Origin of the sequence: Pseudomonas sp. RIT-PI-a (genome assembly GCF_001187875.1) — a bacterium.
Classification (GTDB): Bacteria; Pseudomonadota; Gammaproteobacteria; order Pseudomonadales; family Pseudomonadaceae; genus Aquipseudomonas; species Aquipseudomonas coleopterorum.
On the sequence record NZ_LGIR01000031.1, the window covers coordinates 18,397 to 34,758 of the forward strand.

The 16,362-nt window shown below is 62.6% G+C and carries 9 protein-coding genes; 3 read left to right on the plus strand and 6 right to left on the minus strand.

Annotation, left to right across the window (positions count from 1 at the left end; translation table 11 throughout):
- Window positions 1-10: 10 nt before the first annotated feature.
- Together AC788_RS17330 and AC788_RS17335 are read right to left on the minus strand one after the other, a co-directional pair.
- Window positions 11-724, minus strand: a complete 714-nt coding sequence (locus AC788_RS17330) for an ABC transporter permease (RefSeq protein ID WP_049861802.1) — start codon at window positions 722-724, stop codon at window positions 11-13.
- Window positions 725-1,214: 490 nt separating this feature from the next.
- Window positions 1,215-5,945, minus strand: a complete 4,731-nt coding sequence (locus tag AC788_RS17335) for a dermonecrotic toxin domain-containing protein (protein WP_049861803.1) — start codon at window positions 5,943-5,945, stop codon at window positions 1,215-1,217.
- Window positions 5,946-6,164: 219 nt separating this feature from the next.
- On the opposite strand from AC788_RS17335, the gene AC788_RS17340 reads away from it, so the two are divergent.
- Window positions 6,165-7,748: a peptide chain release factor 3 gene (locus tag AC788_RS17340; protein WP_049861804.1), complete on the plus strand. Its 1,584-nt coding sequence runs from the start codon at window positions 6,165-6,167 to the stop codon at window positions 7,746-7,748.
- A 14-nt stretch (window positions 7,749-7,762) separates the two neighbouring features.
- On the opposite strand, the gene AC788_RS17345 is transcribed toward AC788_RS17340, so the two are convergent.
- Complete coding sequence (locus AC788_RS17345; protein WP_049861805.1) at window positions 7,763-8,836, minus strand: polyamine ABC transporter substrate-binding protein; 1,074 nt, start codon at window positions 8,834-8,836, stop codon at window positions 7,763-7,765.
- A 159-nt stretch (window positions 8,837-8,995) separates the two neighbouring features.
- Here AC788_RS17345 and AC788_RS17350 point away from each other — a divergent pair, with 159 nt between their 5' ends.
- Window positions 8,996-10,102: a polysaccharide deacetylase family protein gene (locus AC788_RS17350; RefSeq protein WP_049861806.1), complete on the plus strand. Its 1,107-nt coding sequence runs from the start codon at window positions 8,996-8,998 to the stop codon at window positions 10,100-10,102.
- Window positions 10,103-10,454: 352 nt separating this feature from the next.
- Window positions 10,455-11,849, plus strand: coding sequence for a PhoH family protein (locus tag AC788_RS17355; protein ID WP_049861807.1), 1,395 nt, complete (start codon window positions 10,455-10,457; stop codon window positions 11,847-11,849).
- 56 nt (window positions 11,850-11,905) lie between these two features.
- Here the strand turns inward: AC788_RS17355 and AC788_RS17360 are convergent, their stop codons facing one another.
- From AC788_RS17360 to AC788_RS17370, 3 genes are read right to left on the minus strand one after another with little or no spacing between them, the layout of a single operon-like run.
- Window positions 11,906-12,631, minus strand: a complete 726-nt coding sequence (locus tag AC788_RS17360) for a pilus assembly protein (protein ID WP_049861808.1) — start codon at window positions 12,629-12,631, stop codon at window positions 11,906-11,908.
- A 9-nt stretch (window positions 12,632-12,640) separates the two neighbouring features.
- Window positions 12,641-13,828: a hypothetical protein gene (locus AC788_RS17365; protein ID WP_049861809.1), complete on the minus strand. Its 1,188-nt coding sequence runs from the start codon at window positions 13,826-13,828 to the stop codon at window positions 12,641-12,643.
- Entirely contained in the window at window positions 13,825-16,344 is a 2,520-nt protein-coding gene (locus AC788_RS17370) for a TcfC E-set like domain-containing protein (protein WP_082223701.1), read from the minus strand. Before AC788_RS17370 ends, AC788_RS17365 begins: the two co-directional genes overlap by 4 nt.
- Between the last annotated feature and the right edge of the window lie 18 nt (window positions 16,345-16,362).

A 16,362-nucleotide genomic window follows, 5' to 3' on the forward strand; every position in this document is an offset into this window, starting at 1 on the left:
ATTCCTTCGCTCAGCGAGTCAATCCGCGTTCAAGCCAGAGGCGGCTGACCAGGGTCACGATGCCGTCCAGGATCAAGGCCAGCAGCGCGGTGCAGGCGGCGCCCAGCAGCAGCTGCGGCTGATTGTTCAGGGCGATGCCGGGGAAGATCAGGCTGCCCAGGCTGTTGGCGCCGATGAGGAACGCCAGGGGCGCGGTGCCCACGTTGATCGCCAGCGCCACGCGTACACCGCCGACGATGATCGGCACGGCATTGGGCAACTCCACCTTGAACAGCACCTGGCGTGGGGTCATGCCAATGCCGGTGGCGGCTTCCTTGAGTGAACCCTGAACGTTTTTCAGCCCCTCGTAGGTGTTGCGCACGATGGGCAGCAGGGAGGCGAGAAACAGCGCGAAGATGGCAGGACCGCTGCCGATGCCCAGGATACCCAGGGCGATGGCGAGGACCGCCAGGGGAGGAATGGTGTTGCCGATGTTGAAGATCTGCATGAAGCGTTCGGCGCGCTTGACCATGCTGGGTCGACTCAGCGCGACTCCGGCAGGGATGCCCACCAACAGTGCGGCGAACATTGAAACCAGCACCAGAATCAGGTGCGCTTGCAGGTAGAACAGCAGGTCTTCACGGTAGTGCTCGATAGTGCTTATGCCGATCCAATGGACCAACAGGGCCAGGACGGCAACGATAACCGCGCCCCCTAACAGCCCTTTGCCATAGCGATTAGCCACAGGCGGACTCCTTTTTCAGTCGGCGCCTACCGGGCCTGCGACGAGCGCTCGGGCGAGCGATCGGCCCAGGTAGGACGCGAATAGCAGCTCGCGTGGTGCGAGCCATAAGCGCAGCCTCGTCAGGCTAACTTGCTGATTTTGCAGCCCCTGACGACAGCGCGAATCAGGGAATGGACGTCTCCGTGCCGCGAGAGGTTCCCACAGTGAGGCAGCATTTGGCCACCGTTTATGACCATAAAGCTTTCGTGGGATGGCGTTCGAGGGAGAGTTGTCCAGGGCATTTGACGCGGCTTGCGCCGCTGCTACAGGGGGTTGCGGTGCCTGTAGCAACGGCGCGAGCCGCGTCGGCGTTGCATGCGACCTGTCTGAGTCACCGCAGTGCGGCCTTCGCGGGCAGAGCCCGCTCCTACAGGGGATTGCGCTGCCTTCGCGGGTAGAGCCCGCTTCCACAGGGGATTGGGGTGCCTGTGTAGCAGCGGCGCGAGCCGCGTCAGGGGGTTGTGCGATTTCCCAGGCGATAGATCAACAGCGTCACCGAATCGGCATTCTTCAACAGAATCTGCGCGCGAATGTCCGCGTCGGTCTGGAACCGCCGACGTGCATCGTCTAGATCGGGCGAGCCTGCCAGACGCAGGATCAGAGCGCGCCCTTTGCGGTCCTCGTTGCGGATATCGCGCACCTGTCCGGTAGCGCCATCGCGGACGACGAACAACTGGCGCGCAGGCGTGAGATGGGAGAACGACACGTCGTGCTGACGCATCAGCCATGCTCGTCTTACGCCCGGGCGCAAGCGATCGGTATAGGGCGTCGCCGCTTCGATGTAGCGGATGTCCCGGGTGTCGCAGGCGATATGGCTGAACTCATGCAGCAGGATCATCGCCTTGCTCACGGCGTCGGTTTGCGTTGGGGTGTAGGGCGGTTTGAGGGGCAACAGGCGAGCCGTTTCGAAATCGAAGAAATCGTCCATCAGAAATACCTGTCCCTGTGGGTCCTGTACAGACACGAAGGCAATACCCACCGAGGATTGCTCGCTCAGGCGGCTTGCCATGACGTAGCGTTTCGAACTCGTCGGCGAGTAGGCGCGCGACGCCATGACCCTGGCCAGTTTCTCCAGCACCTCCTGAACGCGTTCGATCAATAGGGCCGTGACCTGGGCGACACCGAAGAAGTGCTTGAACACTTTCAAGGTATGGGCGTCTGCACTGCCAACGGTCCGCGCTGTTCGCAGGCTGACCAGCGCATTGCCCAGATAACCCAAGGCATCGCGATGGGCACGGTAGAGGATGTCGGCACGGTGCGGACGCAATCGGCGGATCTGCTGGCAGCCCACGGCATGAATGATGATCTCGTTACGGCTCAGCGACCAGCGGACCAGGCGACTGCCCAGGCTGCTGGGCACTCCACCTGCGCTGATGGCGAGGTCCTGATCGGGATCGATGATCCACGTTTGCTCGGCGTCCAGCAGCACCCTGGGGCCAAGGTCATCATCAGGCTGCCCGGCCAGGTACCATCGATCCTGCTCCTGACGGGTGCGATAGACCTTGCCGTTGAGGCTGAGGAAGTGGGTCTGGTCGCCGGCGTTCAGGTAAGTGCGCGTTGGCGGCTGAAACGTCAATGAGCGCAGGGTCTCGGTGGGCGCCTCGTAGCGCGTGAGCGCAAGGCCGTACTCCGGAGCGCTGTGCACGGTTTGCCAGAAGTGCTCACGCGCGCTGCCCTGAAGCGCAGGCTGCGCCATTCCCTGACTGATCGCCAGCCCCTGCACCAGGGCGCAGGTCAACTGCGCCAAGGTTTGCCCCCAGCTGTTTTGTTGCACGTTCTGGGCGATGTCCAGCAGCGCCAGCTCGGTTTGCCAGGCGGCTACGGCCAGCCCGACCTTGCCGGGCAGGAACATGCTCAGCTGCTCCCAAGCCAGGCTCAACACATTGACCAACGCTTGCCAGCGCACCTGTTCTGCGGTGACCCATTGCGTGGCGGCAAGGGCTTGCAGATACAGACCGTTCTCCACGAACAGGTAGCGCAGCGCGTTACCGGCAATAGGGTTGCAGGCCAATGCCGGGCCTGTCCGGGTGCTCTGCGTCAGATTGAAGTCGTTGTCCCCGGTCCGGCCCAGATGCGGCTCGCGGAAGCCGCCATGGGCATAGCGCGACCGCAGGGTTTCCGGCATGCGCGCGAGCAGTCGCGTCTGCAGGGTCGGATCGGCGGCGAGGGCCGTGAGCAAGGCGGGGCCACTGTCGAAAGCTTGGAAGGTGTACGGGGCTTCATAAGGCAAGTAGAGCACCAGCGGACCCTCTTCACCGGCCCTGAACAGATAGCAACCGGGCACCGTGTCCGGTTTCATTCCCGGCTTGGCAATCAACTGCAGCGCGGTCAACAACACGGGTTGGCCGTTGAGTGGCTGTCGCACAGTGGGGTCGGGCATGCAGGCCACGCGAGTGATCAGCTCGACCGCCTGCAGGGGCAGGGCTTGCTGGAGCCGGGTTCGCCAGGCGCATTCCAGCAACTGCCCCGGGAGCTGGCGGGCGTACAGCGTCAGTCGGCGAGGGTAATCGAGGTCCGTAGGGTCGAAGGTCTGCTTGAGCAGCGCCTGGTAGTGCGCGCCCACATCGGCCTCTCGTACCAATCGGCGGCAGTAGTCGGCGTCCAGCACGGCGGGCGCCACATGCCCTTCACCCAGCTCGATGCGGGTGACGGCGGCGTCCCAGTCCCGGTAGTGGTTCAAGGCGTATTCGATCAAGGTTTGCCGTCGCACGATCGAAGCTGCAGGAATGCCGGACGGAATTTCTCCGGACGCTACCGGGGCCGGCACGTATCGGGCTGTGGTGATGAAGATCGCCTTGGGGTTGAAACGATCGTGCGTGAAGTCCTGGTTCAGCCGGCGTTGCAGCACGCCGTGTGTGTAAGTGCCGATATCGGGAACACCAAACAGATAGTCGTCTTCGGCCGGGCTGGCCAGCAGGTTCAACCCCAGTGCGCGCAGGTAGTGCTGCTGATCGTCGACGGCCGCCTGCTGCAACCAGACGGGCAGGGCCGCCTTTGCCACCAAGCCGCGGGCCATGTCTTCGAGGCGATACAGCTGTTGCTGCAGGCTGTCCACGGTCATGGCTTCGCGTAGCAGGTCGGGCAAGGATTCAGCGGGCCAGTCCTGGTTGCGCAGTTGATCATAGGCTTGCAGCGCGGTTCGTTGCCGGTCCTCGCTGTCCAGGCTGTTCAGGGTGTTCAGTGCATCGCCCGGCAGGGCGGTCCAGTTGCTCAGCCCAGGGCTCAGTTCGGCCGGCCGTGGCGACCATTGCGTGGCGTTGCGATGCGCGGCCTCGAGAGACTCGAACAGTTGAAAGCCCACCTCGCGCGACCAGATCACAACGGCCCCGCTGGCATCAGTGGACTGGCTCAACATCAGCGCGTCGGCATTGGCGTGCGCGGGGTGACCGGTCTTGTGCTGCCACACCTGTACCGGGTCGCCGCGCAGCAACGCTTCCACCAGCGGCGAGGCGACTGATCGACTCCGCTTGAACAGTGCCCATTCGACGCCGAACAGCGAGCGCCGCAATGAACGTTGATAGGCCTGCCCAGTGGCTTCACGATGGCCCAAGGCGATTTTCAGTTCGCGGTACAGGCTGCGCTGTGCTTGCCCGGTGATGTGCTCGATCAGCAAGCTCGGTATCTGCTGCAGCACCTGACGTGAGCCTTCGGCTACCACCGTACCGACCTGCCAGCTAGTGCCAGCAGCAAGGGGCTCGTTTGTCCAGAGGCTATCGACCCAAGGCGTCGCCGCAGCGGACCGATTGCGGTCGATGAGGTACAGCGAGCGGGCGGGTGGTCCGTTTGGCAGAAGGCTCGCCAGTTGCAGCTCCAGGGCTTGAAGCGCGGCCCAGCGCAAGTCGGGACCGCGTTCGAGGTAGCTGGCGTACTGGACGTGCAGTTCGGTCAGCGCGCTCACCCTGCGCTGCGGCTGCTGCAGGTCATCTTGCGCCGCACCGGTGAGGTGCATCAAGCTGACCAGGCTGTCGCGTGGGTCAGCGGCGAAGGGCGGGGCCAGCCTTTGCAGGCTTGGGGCCAGCCGCTGATGCAGGGCCAGGGCTTGCTCGCAGAGCGTATGCATATCTCGCGTGGCAGCAGCTGGCGAGCTGTCCGAGAACACCGAGTGCTGTACTTGAAGCAGGCGTCGGGTGTAGCTGTGCAAGCCGCCTGAGGAGCCAGGCTCGGGTACCAGTTCGATGCCGGTGATGGGCAGTGCCTTGAAGGCTGGTTGTTGTGCGTCCGGCACACAGGAGAGCCACCGAGTACGCTGCTCCAGATCGGTGAGCGCTGCCAGGAGTGCTGAACGGTCGGCGTAACGCACCAGCCCCATTGCGGCGTTGAAGAAGTACGCAGCCGCGGTGCTGTCACCGGTCAGTACCAGGCTGTTTGTCAAAGGCTGCTGGCGACCCTCGGCAGTCGATCCTTGCAGGATGAAGCAGGAAAGAGGTGATGGCTGTACCTGGCCCTGAGGCCAGGCCCAGAGCCGATCATGCTCGCCGGTAGGCAGCGTGCCGTCCCATTGCAAACGGGTAAGCTCGGTGATCAGTTGCGTACGCAACTGGCGGGTCAGCTGTTCGGCAGGCAGCGCTGGCTGGTCGGCTCCCTCGCGCCAGTAGTGGGCGAGCCGGTTGGCCATGACGGCGGCGGATCCGCGGGTCACCTGCTCATCGGGAATGGGCTGATCCAGCAACAACTGACGCAACCCGCGCAACTGCTCGCTCAGTCGATGCTGGATGTCCAGCATCAGGGTATCGAACACCGAACCCTCCATGAGCGTGACCTGCACCTCGTCGAGCCCGTCGAGGTGCAGCTGTCGATTTTCCTCCAGCGTGTGCAGGTAGCTCAGCGCCACATCGCCATCGGGGCCCGTCAAACGGTCAAGCAGGTAGCGCTTCAGGTGGCGTCGGTCGTCGAACAGCTGCAAGCCGCTGATCGGGTGGTAATGCGCCACCCATGGCTGCTGGCTCGTACTGATCATCATGCTCAAGGGCAATTCGACGGCATGCCCTTGCGCGGTGATCACGCTCAAGCCATCCACGCGTACTTCGTCGTGTGCCTGGTGATCGCGCTCGGGCTGGGCAAGCTGGCGCAGCCATTGCGCCGCTTCAGGCGTCAGGAGTGGGTGGGATACAGCGTTCAGATGGCGCAGGAAGCGCTGTTCCAGCGCGCGGCTGTGAAACCAGGGCAGTGGTAGGGTCGTCATTGGCAGCTCTGGGGGGGCAAGAGGCACCGCTGCGGGCTTCAAGGAATCAAGCCCTGCGATGGGGGCACCACGTTGCCTGGGGTGCGCAGCTGCGCGGTGGTAGATATCGCACGGCCAAGGCAGAGCCTGGGTAAATGCCATGGCGCACGCAGTGGCCCCCACCGTTGGAACTGGGCTATAATCCGCGCCCATTTTCTATCCCTCGCCAGGCGATCCCCCATGACTCAACAGGCCGCCGAAGTCGCGAAACGCCGCACTTTTGCCATCATTTCCCACCCGGATGCGGGTAAGACGACCATCACCGAAAAGCTCTTGCTGATGGGCAAGGCGATCGCCGTGGCCGGTACGGTCAAGTCGCGCAAGTCCGACCGTCATGCGACCTCCGACTGGATGGAAATGGAGAAGCAGCGCGGGATTTCCATCACCACCTCGGTGATGCAGTTCCCCTATCGCGAGCACATGGTCAACCTGCTCGACACCCCTGGTCACGAAGACTTCTCGGAAGACACCTACCGTACCCTGACGGCGGTGGACTCGGCGCTGATGGTGCTCGACGGCGGTAAAGGCGTCGAGCCGCGCACCATTGCCCTGATGGATGTCTGCCGCCTGCGCGACACGCCGATCGTCAGCTTCATCAACAAGCTGGACCGCGACATTCGCGATCCGATTGAGCTGCTCGACGAGATCGAAGCGGTGCTCAAGATCAAGGCCGCGCCGATCACCTGGCCGATAGGCTGCTACCGCGACTTCAAGGGTGTCTACCACCTGGCGGGTGACTACATCATCGTTTACACGCCGGGCCATGGCCATGAGCGTACCGATGTGAAGATCATCGAGAAGCTGGACTCCGACGAGGCCCGTGCGCACTTGGGTGACGAGTACGACCGCTTCGTCGAGCAGCTGGAACTGGTGCAGGGCGCTTGCCACGAATTCAACCAGGACGAGTTCCTGACCGGCCAGCTGACGCCGGTGTTCTTCGGTACGGCGCTGGGCAACTTCGGCGTCGACCATGTGCTCGATGCCGTCGTGGACTGGGCACCGCGTCCCCTGCCGCGGGTGGCGAATGAGCGGACCGTGGAACCGGTGGAAGAGAAATTCTCCGGCTTCGTGTTCAAGATCCAGGCGAACATGGACCCCAAGCACCGCGACCGTATCGCCTTCATGCGCATCTGTTCGGGCCGCTACGAGAAGGGGATGAAGATGCGCCACGTGCGCACCGGCAAGGACCTGCGCATCGGCGATGCCCTGACGTTCTTCTCCTCCGAGCGCGAGCAGCTCGAAGAAGCGTTCGCCGGCGACATCATCGGCCTGCACAACCACGGCACCATCCAGATCGGCGACACCTTCAGCGAGGGTGAAAGCCTGGGCTTCACCGGTATCCCGCACTTCGCCCCGGAGCTGTTCCGCCGGGTGCGGCTCAAGGATCCGCTCAAGTCCAAGCAGTTGCGCCAGGGGCTGCAGCAGTTGGCCGAGGAAGGTGCCACCCAGGTGTTCTTCCCCGAGCGCAGCAACGACATCATTCTCGGCGCGGTCGGCGTGCTGCAGTTCGACGTGGTCGCCAGCCGCCTGAAAGAGGAATACAAGGTGGAATGCGCCTACGAGCCGATCACCGTTTGGTCCGCTCGCTGGATCGAGTGTGCCGACAAGAAGAAACTCGAGGAATTCAGCAACAAGGCCGCTGAGAACCTGGCCCTGGACGGCGGTGGGCACCTGACCTACCTTGCGCCGACGCGAGTCAATCTGGCGCTGATGGAAGAACGCTGGCCGGACGTGAAATTCCGCGCCACTCGCGAGCATCACTGATCCAAGCCAGGGCCTCAGTGACGGATCTGGTTCCAGATTCGGGTGCGCAGCTGTTCGATGTCGGCCGGCATGGGCTGTAGCAGGAACAGCTTGCTCATCACCTCGGCGCTGGGGTAGATCCGCAGATCGCCCTTGATCGCAGGGTCGACCCATTCATCGGCGCCTTCGTTGCCATTGGCGTAGTGCACGCTGTTGGTGATGTTGGCCATGACCTTGGGGTCCAGCAGGTAGTTGAGGAAGGTGTACGCCGCGTCTTCGTCCGGAGCGTCGGTGGGGATGGCGACCATGTCGAACCACATGGTCGAGCCCTCCCGCGGCAAGGTGAACTCGATCTCGACGCCTTGGCCGGCCTGCCTGGCCTGGGTCTGCGCCTGCAGGATATCGCCGGAAAAGCCGACCACGGCGCACAGCTTGCCTTCGGCCAATTGATGGCTGTACTCCACCGAATCGAAATAGCGTACGTAGGGCTTGATGCTCAGCAGCAGCGCGCGCGCCTTGTCGTAGTCGGCCGGATTCTGGCTGTGCGAGGGCAGTCCCAGATAGTTGAGGGCCATGGGCAACAATTCGGGGCCGATGTCGAGGAAGGCGACTCCGCACTTCTTCAAGCGCGCGATGTTTTCCGGCTTGAACACCAGATCCCAGGAATCCACCGGCGCATCGTCGCCGAGAGCGGCCTTGACCTGCTGCACATTGTAGCCGATGCCGCTGAACCCCCACAGGTAGGGGAAGCCGTAACGATTGCCGGGGTCGTTGATCTCCAGGGCGCGCAGCAGGACAGGGTTCAGGTACTTCCAGTTGGGTAGACGGCTGCGGTCCAGTGGCTTGAGATTGCCGGCGCTGATATGCCGATTCATGAAGTGGTTGGACGGAAAGATCACGTCGTACTTTGCGGGTGATTCGCGCAGGCGTTTTTCCAGGGTTTCGTTGCTGTCGAAAACGGCATACTGGGTGTCGATGCCGGTCTGGCGCTTGAAGTTGGACAGGGTGTCGGGGGCCATGTAATCGGGCCAGTTGAAGATGCTGACCTTGCCGGCGGCGAACGCCATTGGCGTGGCCAGCATCAGCACGGCGAGGGCCAAGCGAAGCATAGGGTGATTCCTGAACCGCCGTTGATTGCCTACTGTAATCACAGAAACGAGGTGGGGGAAGGCCTCGTACGCCACCAAGCTACGCGCCGCGCCATGACAGCGGTATAGTGCCCGCGCACCCCGTCACCGAGGAGATCGCCGTTGCGTTGGGTATCATGGATGCTGGCCACTCTTGTCTGCGCCGCTTCAAGCGCCGTCGCCGCGCCGCCGGTGGCGACCCTGGAACGCAGTCACTGGCCCGAGCGCATCGAGTCGCCGGTGCTGTTCGATGTCGCCTCGCGCGCGCAGATATTGCTGTTCGCCCGTTCGTTGCTGGCCAGTGAAAGCCAGGACGAAGCACAGCTGACCGCACGTCTGGGCCTGCGCCAGATCAACCTGCTGGCGATCGACGACTTGCGCCAGCGACTCTGGCAGCGGCTTTGGGCCAATTTCGATCTGGCGCAGCAAAGCTGCGAGCAGGACGCCTCGTTCTGCTATGCCATCGACAGCGAAAGCGATCTGCGCACCCAGGCGGCCGATCTGGGTATCGCGCCCGAGTCCTTCTATTCCGGGTTTGCCGTGCCGGGCCAGGTGTTCAGCGAGGCCTATCTCAACGAATTGTTGCGCCTGGCCGCCGTATCGCCGCAGACCACCAGTGAAGTGCAACTGGTGTCGGAACAGGAATTCGATGGCAATGGCTTTGCCGACCGCACCTTCCTGCTGACCTTCGACGGCGGCCCCAGCCCGGTCGATGGCGCCACCGATGCGCTGACCGGCTACCTGCGTGCGCAGGATCTGAGCGCTACGTTCTTCGTCCCAGGCCAGAGCCTGCAGGCGCGCGCCGACAAGACCTCGGTGGCCCAATTGCAGGCGCTGTATGCCGGGCAGTGCGTGGCGACCCTGGGCTGGCAGTACGTTTCCCATGGACAATGGGACAAATGGCAGGACTCGATACTGCGCAGCATCGCTCTGCTGCAGAGCGATCTGCCCGACAGCTACGTGGCCTGGTTCCGCCCGCCGTACGGTCAGCGCCGCGCCGACAGCGGTGGGTTCTTCGCTGGCGCGGGTCTGAAAGTGGCGCTGTGGAACATCGATTCGATGGACGACGACAGCCGCCTGACCGCTCAGCAGGCCGGCGAGCGCACGCTCAGCCTGATGCTGCTGTGGCGACGGGGGATCGTGGTGTTTCATGACAGCCTGGCCAAGGCTCAGACTGCGGTGCCCTGGCTGATGCGCGAAACCGCCCAGACCGACATCCAATGGCAAGCCTGCGCCGACGTTCAGTGAACAAAAGCGTTAAATGTCAGGTTTTACGGGGCTTTGGCAGGTTTTTTGCGAAATTTGCCGGTCTGATGACGGGCGGGTCAACTTCGGACTCTAACGGCGTGCGTTGCAGCCGCCAAGCGTTATTCGCACTACGGAAAAATAAACTTCAAAAAACCGTAAAGTGCTTTTTTCCTTCATGGGTTTTGCGGTATTACGAAGACAGACCGCCGAACCCTGCATCACAGGTGGCGTCTTCCAGAGACACTCCACCTGTGCGCAGGTCCTGCTCCTTGATGTGGGAATCCGGCGGCCTTTTCGCGGCGCAGCACCGTCCAGGTATTGCGTTGTCAGGCTCCCAAAAAGGTGACCGAGTATGGATGAACAAGGACGCAGCACCTCTTCCGATCAGCCAATCCTTTATGTGCTCGATACCAACGTACTGATCCACGATCCAAACGCCCTGCTGAATTTCGAAGAACACCACGTCGCCATTCCCATGACCGTCCTGGAGGAACTGGACAAACTCAAGGATGGCAAGCAGACCGTCGCTGCCGAGTGTCGGCAGGCCATCCGTCTGATCGACAAGACCCTGGGCGATGCCTCGCCTTCAGTGGTCGAGTCCGGCGTGCCGATCATGCGCGTCAATGGCAGCACCAAAGGCTTCCTGTCCATCCTGATGGACAAGCGTCCCGAACCTTCGAACCTGCTGCCGCAGAACCTCAACGACAACATCATCATCAACCAGCTGATCGACCTGCACACACGCAACCCCGACCTGAGCGTGATTCTGGTCACCAAAGACATCAACATGCGTCTCAAGGCGCGCGCCTGCGGCATTGCCGCCGAGGACTACAGTACCGACCAGCTGGTCGACGACGTGTCGCTGCTTTCTCGCGGCTATCACAACGTGCCCGGATCGTTCTGGGACCGCGTAAGCAAGGTCGAGACCCGTCAGGACCACGGCCGCACCTGGCACCGCGTGCAGTTGAGCGAGCTGCTGCCGTCAGTGCACATGAACGAATTCATCATCGACGAGCAGGGTTTCGTTGGCTGGATCAAGGGCATCAAGGACGACGAGTTGATGATCCTGGACCTGCATCAGGAGCCCTTGCTGCACCAGGAAGCCTGGGGTCTGAAGCCGCGCGACATCTATCAGGCGCTGGCCCTGTTCGCCCTGCTGGACCCGGACATCCATCTGGTCAACCTGTCCGGTGCGGCGGGTTCGGGCAAGACCATTCTGGCCCTGGCCGCCGCCATCGAGCAGACCATGGTGACCAAGCGCTACCGGCGCATCATCGCCACCCGCAGCGTGCAGGGGCTGGACCAGGAGATCGGCTTCCTGCCCGGTACCGAAGCGGAAAAAATGGAGCCCTGGCTGGGCGCCATCACCGACAACCTCGAAGCCCTGCACATGGAGGATGAAAACACCCACGGCAGCGTCGACTACATCCTGAGCAAGGTGCCGTTGCAGTTCAAATCCCTCAACTACATCCGAGGCCGCAGTTTCCAGCAAAGCCTGATCCTGATCGACGAGTGCCAGAACCTGACGCCGCACCAGATGAAAACCATCATCACCCGTGCCGGCGCCGGTTCCAAAGTGATCTGTCTGGGCAACCTGGCGCAGATCGACACCCCCTACCTGTCGGCGCCCAGCTCGGGGCTGACCTACCTGACGGAGCGTTTCAAGGATTTCCCGCAGGGCGTGCACATCACGCTGCAAGGCGTACCGCGGTCGATTCTGGCCGAGTATGCCGAATCCCATCTCTGATCTGACCACTGCCCGGTGGGCGCGAACAGGCTTCGCGCACACCGCTGGATGGCCGGTCAGCCGTTGAAATCGAACGACCGCTGCTGCGTGCCTTCTTCCAGTACGAAGCGATAATTGCGACCGGGCTTGCGCTCGAACTCAAGGCTTTTGGTCGGCCGCACATGGTGTTTGGTGGGCGGCGCGCAGTCGTTGCCGTTCAGATCACAGTCGTTGAAGTGGTCGAGCACGATCGTCGAGTTACCCTTGTTCGGAATGACGAAGCGTTTGGGCTCGTGCACCACCTCGGTGGCGTACTGGGGTTGCGCAGGCCTGACGAACACCACTGCGCCGTACCCCGCCAGGATGTTCACGCCGGCCTTGAGCGATGCGTCGTACTGTTCGGCTTCCTCGGATGTCAGCCCGAAGCCATCGTTGACCTCCGGCAGTACGGGTATGAAACGCAAGCGGTAATAGCGTTCCTTGTTGCGCTCGCCGCGGAACAGCAAACGCACCTGCTGCATGCCATTGGCCGGAACGATCAGCCGCGCCGGGCTCGCCACCAGGCTGCGTTGGTCCGAGGGCTGACCGTCCATGGCGACTTCGGTGACGGTACCGTCGGCCGCATACACCAGTTCGGCGACCATGACCTTGACGAAGGCGGTGCTGTCACCGCCGTTGTAGATACGTTTGAGGGCGGTGCTGCGACCGCCGTCGAGGTATTCATACAGCGCGCCTATGTTCAGCTCGGGCGCAGCCTGGGCTGGAAGGATCATCAAGGACAGTAGGTAGATAAGGTATTTCATGATGGACCCTCATGGGTTGGCGTCGAAAACGACGGTGATGTTTCCGCGGTATTGGGCACCGGGGTAGTAGAGCATTCGGCTGACTGCGGCTTTGCCGATGTTCAGGTGCAGGGTGCCGGGCTGGTTGGCAGCAGTGCCAGAAGGCGTAATCAGCTTGGCGTTGGCGACGCGCGATTGCAGTACGAGGTGGTCAACGGGTTGACCGCTGCTGGTGAATGGCCCCGGCAAGCTGAGCGTCACATCGACCTCCACGGCATGGGAGCCAACTGCTCCACCCACCGGCGCGATGATGCGACAGCGCGGTGTATTGGGGTATTGGCACTCCAGATAGACGGAGAAGGTACTGCCCGCCCATACCCGCAATGGCAGATCCTTGAACAAGCGCTCGGGCACTACTTTGTGATTGTTGTAGTCGTACCAGCCTCTGGGTGGGACCAGGGCCACTTCGGTACCGGCTGCCGGCATGTCCACGCGGATGTCGTGTTTGACCGTCAGTTGTACGCGCACGGCAATGGAGTCTGCGCTGTTGCCGTATGTCTCGCCGAAATCGAACTCGGCCCCCGGCCCGACGCGCTGGGTGACCACGCCTTCCCAGAGGCCGGGGCTCAGGGTTTCGGGTTTGGGAAACTCGGGAAAGAAGGTCATGCCCAGTTCCCTGACATAAGACTGCTCGACCGCCGCAACGGCAGTTGGTGGGCTGTAGCAGGCGCCTGCAGGTATGGTCCACAAATGGCGAGTATGGTCGCTGCCGTTGTAATGGGCGCCCAGGCTCTGGCAGCCGTTGACACCGGCGACGGCATAGCTCATCACCCGATGAGTGGCATGGCTTGCGCGTTGGCTGATGTACTGAGGGCGCAGAGTGGCCTGGGCGGTCTCATGAGTGGCCTGGTTGGTCAATTGGAGTGTCATCACCCTCGGCGCCCGTACATAGATCATTTCTCGCTCGTTGGTGGTCTCCAGGTTGATGGATTTGTAGTAGCTGAGCGGCAGGTTGACGGACCAGGTATTCCAGCAAAAGCTGCCTGAAGCGAAAACACTGCAGAAATGTGCCCTGGGGGTCGTGTTGATAAAAACCCCATTTCTGAGCTCTGCGGTAATCACCGCCTCCGAACCACGGGCGACGTTGCTGGCCAGAAACAGCACGGCCAGACACAGCGCGGCCAGCACAGGGTTTGCGAACAGGATCAGGCGCCTCATCCGGCGTCTCCTTCACGGTTGAGGCCGGCGCCTGCCAGCGTGTCGGGGCTGCACTGCTGGTCACCGACCAACAGCACTTCGTTTTCGCGGCGTGCATGGCGCTCATCCAGCTTGATGAAGCACAGCCTGCCGCCACGCTGGCGGACCTCCAGAGTAGGCGTGGACTCGCTCATTTCCACGGCAAAGAATCCGTCGGGCTCGGTCAGGCTGCGACTGGCATGGTTGATCACCAGCGCTCCCTTGATCGGTGCGCCGCGCACGTCCAGCAGGCGCCCCAGCACGGTGACCGTACGCATGATGCGCACCTGGTGATAATCGACCCCGCCTCGATTGAGGTGGTAACTGAACCCGGCGGGCTGAATCACCGCCGCGTGCGCGTCCAGGCCCTGGAAGTCGAACTGCACCTGGCCTGGACGATAGGCATTGACCGGAATCACGTTGCGGCCCGGTTTGAGCTGGGCGCTGGGGCCTTGCAGGTTGTCGGCGCGCAGGGTGAGGTCGTCCAGGTCGGAAATCACATCGACGATCATGCTGGCGTCGTAGGCTTGCACATCACCGCTCATGGCCGCTTTGCCGCCACCCACGGCCACGGTGCTTTCCAGGTTCAGCCCGCCGCTGAGGGTGTTGTCGTAGGACGAGTTCTGCATATGTACGTCGCCATACACCGCGCGGTTCTGGAATTGCACGTTGCCTGCCAGCCCGGCGCCGTAGCGGTCGGCGCTCAGGGTGGTGGAAACGTTGCGCAAGGTGTGGTGGTCCAGCGCTTGCTGATAGGTCAGCGACAGGTTCTGGTCGCGGGTGCCATCGCGCGCGGTGCGCGAGCCAAGCGTGCCGGACAAGCGCCGGCCGTCGTCGCCCAGGCTCATGCTCAATGTGAAGTTGATGCCACGGTTGCGCTGGTTGTCGGTGCCAGGGTTGCCCGGTCGATCGAATACCGAGGTGCGCCAGTTGGCCAGCGAGCCGAGCAAGCTGCCATGGTAGGTCAGACCCAGGTCCACCGAGGTGCCGCCATACAGGCCATTGGTTTGCGAAACGCGGCTGGTGGTACTGATGCGGCGGTCCAGACGGTGCAGCCACGACAGCGATGTCTGCGTGACTTCCTGGCCCGGTGCGCGCACAAGCTCGCCGCGCAGGCGCGGGTATTGCTGCCAGGTCTGGCTGCGGCTGAGCACCAGGTTGCCGGCTGGGTAGTTCCACAATGCTTGCAGGTCGTAGCCATGGCCGTGCTCGTCGGTCTGGAACACGTTGGCGTACAGTTTGAGGGTGTCCAGCGCGTCCCAGTCGGCGGAAACGCCATACTGGTTGAAGCCCCTGACGTGCTGCAGCGAGCCGCCAAGTACCAGTCGCGAGTGGGCTAGGTAGTTGAACAACGCCCCGGCGGTCATGCTGGTATCGTCATCATCTTCCCAGTTGGACAGCCAGGTGGTGCGTTGGCCCATGTACAGGTTGTAGCGCCAAGACTCGTCGGGATTGCTCCAGTTGGACGGCTTGTAGATGAATTCCTCCGTGCTGGCGGTGACCTGACCATCTTCGATCAAGCGTACTTCCACGTCATAGATGCCGCCGGGCAGCACCTTGGTGTCGATTGCCTGCAAGCCCGGTTGAACCGGTTGGCTATTGATCAGCGCACCGTTGCGATAGATCTCCACCACGCCGGGCCGGTTCGGCGTGACGTAGATCGGCGTGGCGCTGGGATTGGCGCTGTTTACCGCCAGGCTGTCGCTGCTGCCATACATGATGCCCAGCGCCGTGTCCGGGCTGTCGCCGAGCAGGCGCGGCTGGCGCATCAGCCCCTGGGCATCGGGCATGAAGTAGCCCAGGCGGTAGAAATGACCCTGCTCCAGGCGCTCGGCGTACAGTTGGTCGACGCGGTGCCGGGTGCGCTGTTGGGTGTCGCTGGAGCGGTCCACCTGAAGCTGCCCCAGGGTGGTCCATTGGCCGACGCTGCCTTGGGCTTGCAATGCATAGCGGCCGGTCTGGTCGGCTTCATTGCCGGAGATGTTCAGTTGGTTGCGCAGAATGACGCCGTGACTGCCTTGCGCGGGAAGCGCGTGGTAGCGCTCCTCTTCGCTAAGACGCTCGACGGTACGGGTCAGAATGGAAAGCTGTGAATTGCTCAGGCTGTAATGCAGCGCCAGCAAGTCATTGGTGCAGTCTCGGGCGCAGTTGCCCAGCGGTTGTGGGTCGCTCAGGTACTCGCTCCAGCGTTGCCGTTGCGCGTCGGGTTCCTGGCTGTCTTCGCTGCCGGTGAATTCGATCAGTTGGACCTTTTCATCACGGCTGAGCATGACCAGTGCTTCGCCCAGCAGGCGCCCATCCAGGTCGACGCGCACCGCCAAAGGGACGTCGAAGAAGTGGTCGTTGAATTCGCGCGGCAAGCCCTCGGCCTGGCTCAACACGCCCAAGGGGTTAAAGGAAGCGGGTGTGTCGGCGGATGCCGTGGCCGGCAACGTCGCCAGGCACAGCATGCCCGCCGCCAAACGTTCTCTGAAGACCGATGTGGCGGTTCTCGTCATGGGTATCACACAGGCAAA

Bases quoted from the DNA above. Each gene is read 5' to 3' on its own strand.
- AC788_RS17345 (WP_049861805.1), bottom strand. From the start codon at position 8,836: ATGCTTCGCTTGGCCCTCGCCGTGCTGATGCTGGCCACGCCAATGGCG.
- AC788_RS17355 (WP_049861807.1), top strand. From the start codon at position 10,455: ATGGATGAACAAGGACGCAGCACCTCTTCCGATCAGCCAATCCTTTAT.
- AC788_RS17335 (WP_049861803.1), bottom strand. From the start codon at position 5,945: ATGACGACCCTACCACTGCCCTGGTTTCACAGCCGCGCGCTGGAACAG.
- AC788_RS17365 (WP_049861809.1), bottom strand. From the start codon at position 13,828: ATGAGGCGCCTGATCCTGTTCGCAAACCCTGTGCTGGCCGCGCTGTGT.
- AC788_RS17360 (WP_049861808.1), bottom strand. From the start codon at position 12,631: ATGAAATACCTTATCTACCTACTGTCCTTGATGATCCTTCCAGCCCAG.
- AC788_RS17350 (WP_049861806.1), top strand. From the start codon at position 8,996: ATGCTGGCCACTCTTGTCTGCGCCGCTTCAAGCGCCGTCGCCGCGCCG.
- AC788_RS17370 (WP_082223701.1), bottom strand. From the start codon at position 16,344: ATGACGAGAACCGCCACATCGGTCTTCAGAGAACGTTTGGCGGCGGGC.
- AC788_RS17340 (WP_049861804.1), top strand. From the start codon at position 6,165: ATGACTCAACAGGCCGCCGAAGTCGCGAAACGCCGCACTTTTGCCATC.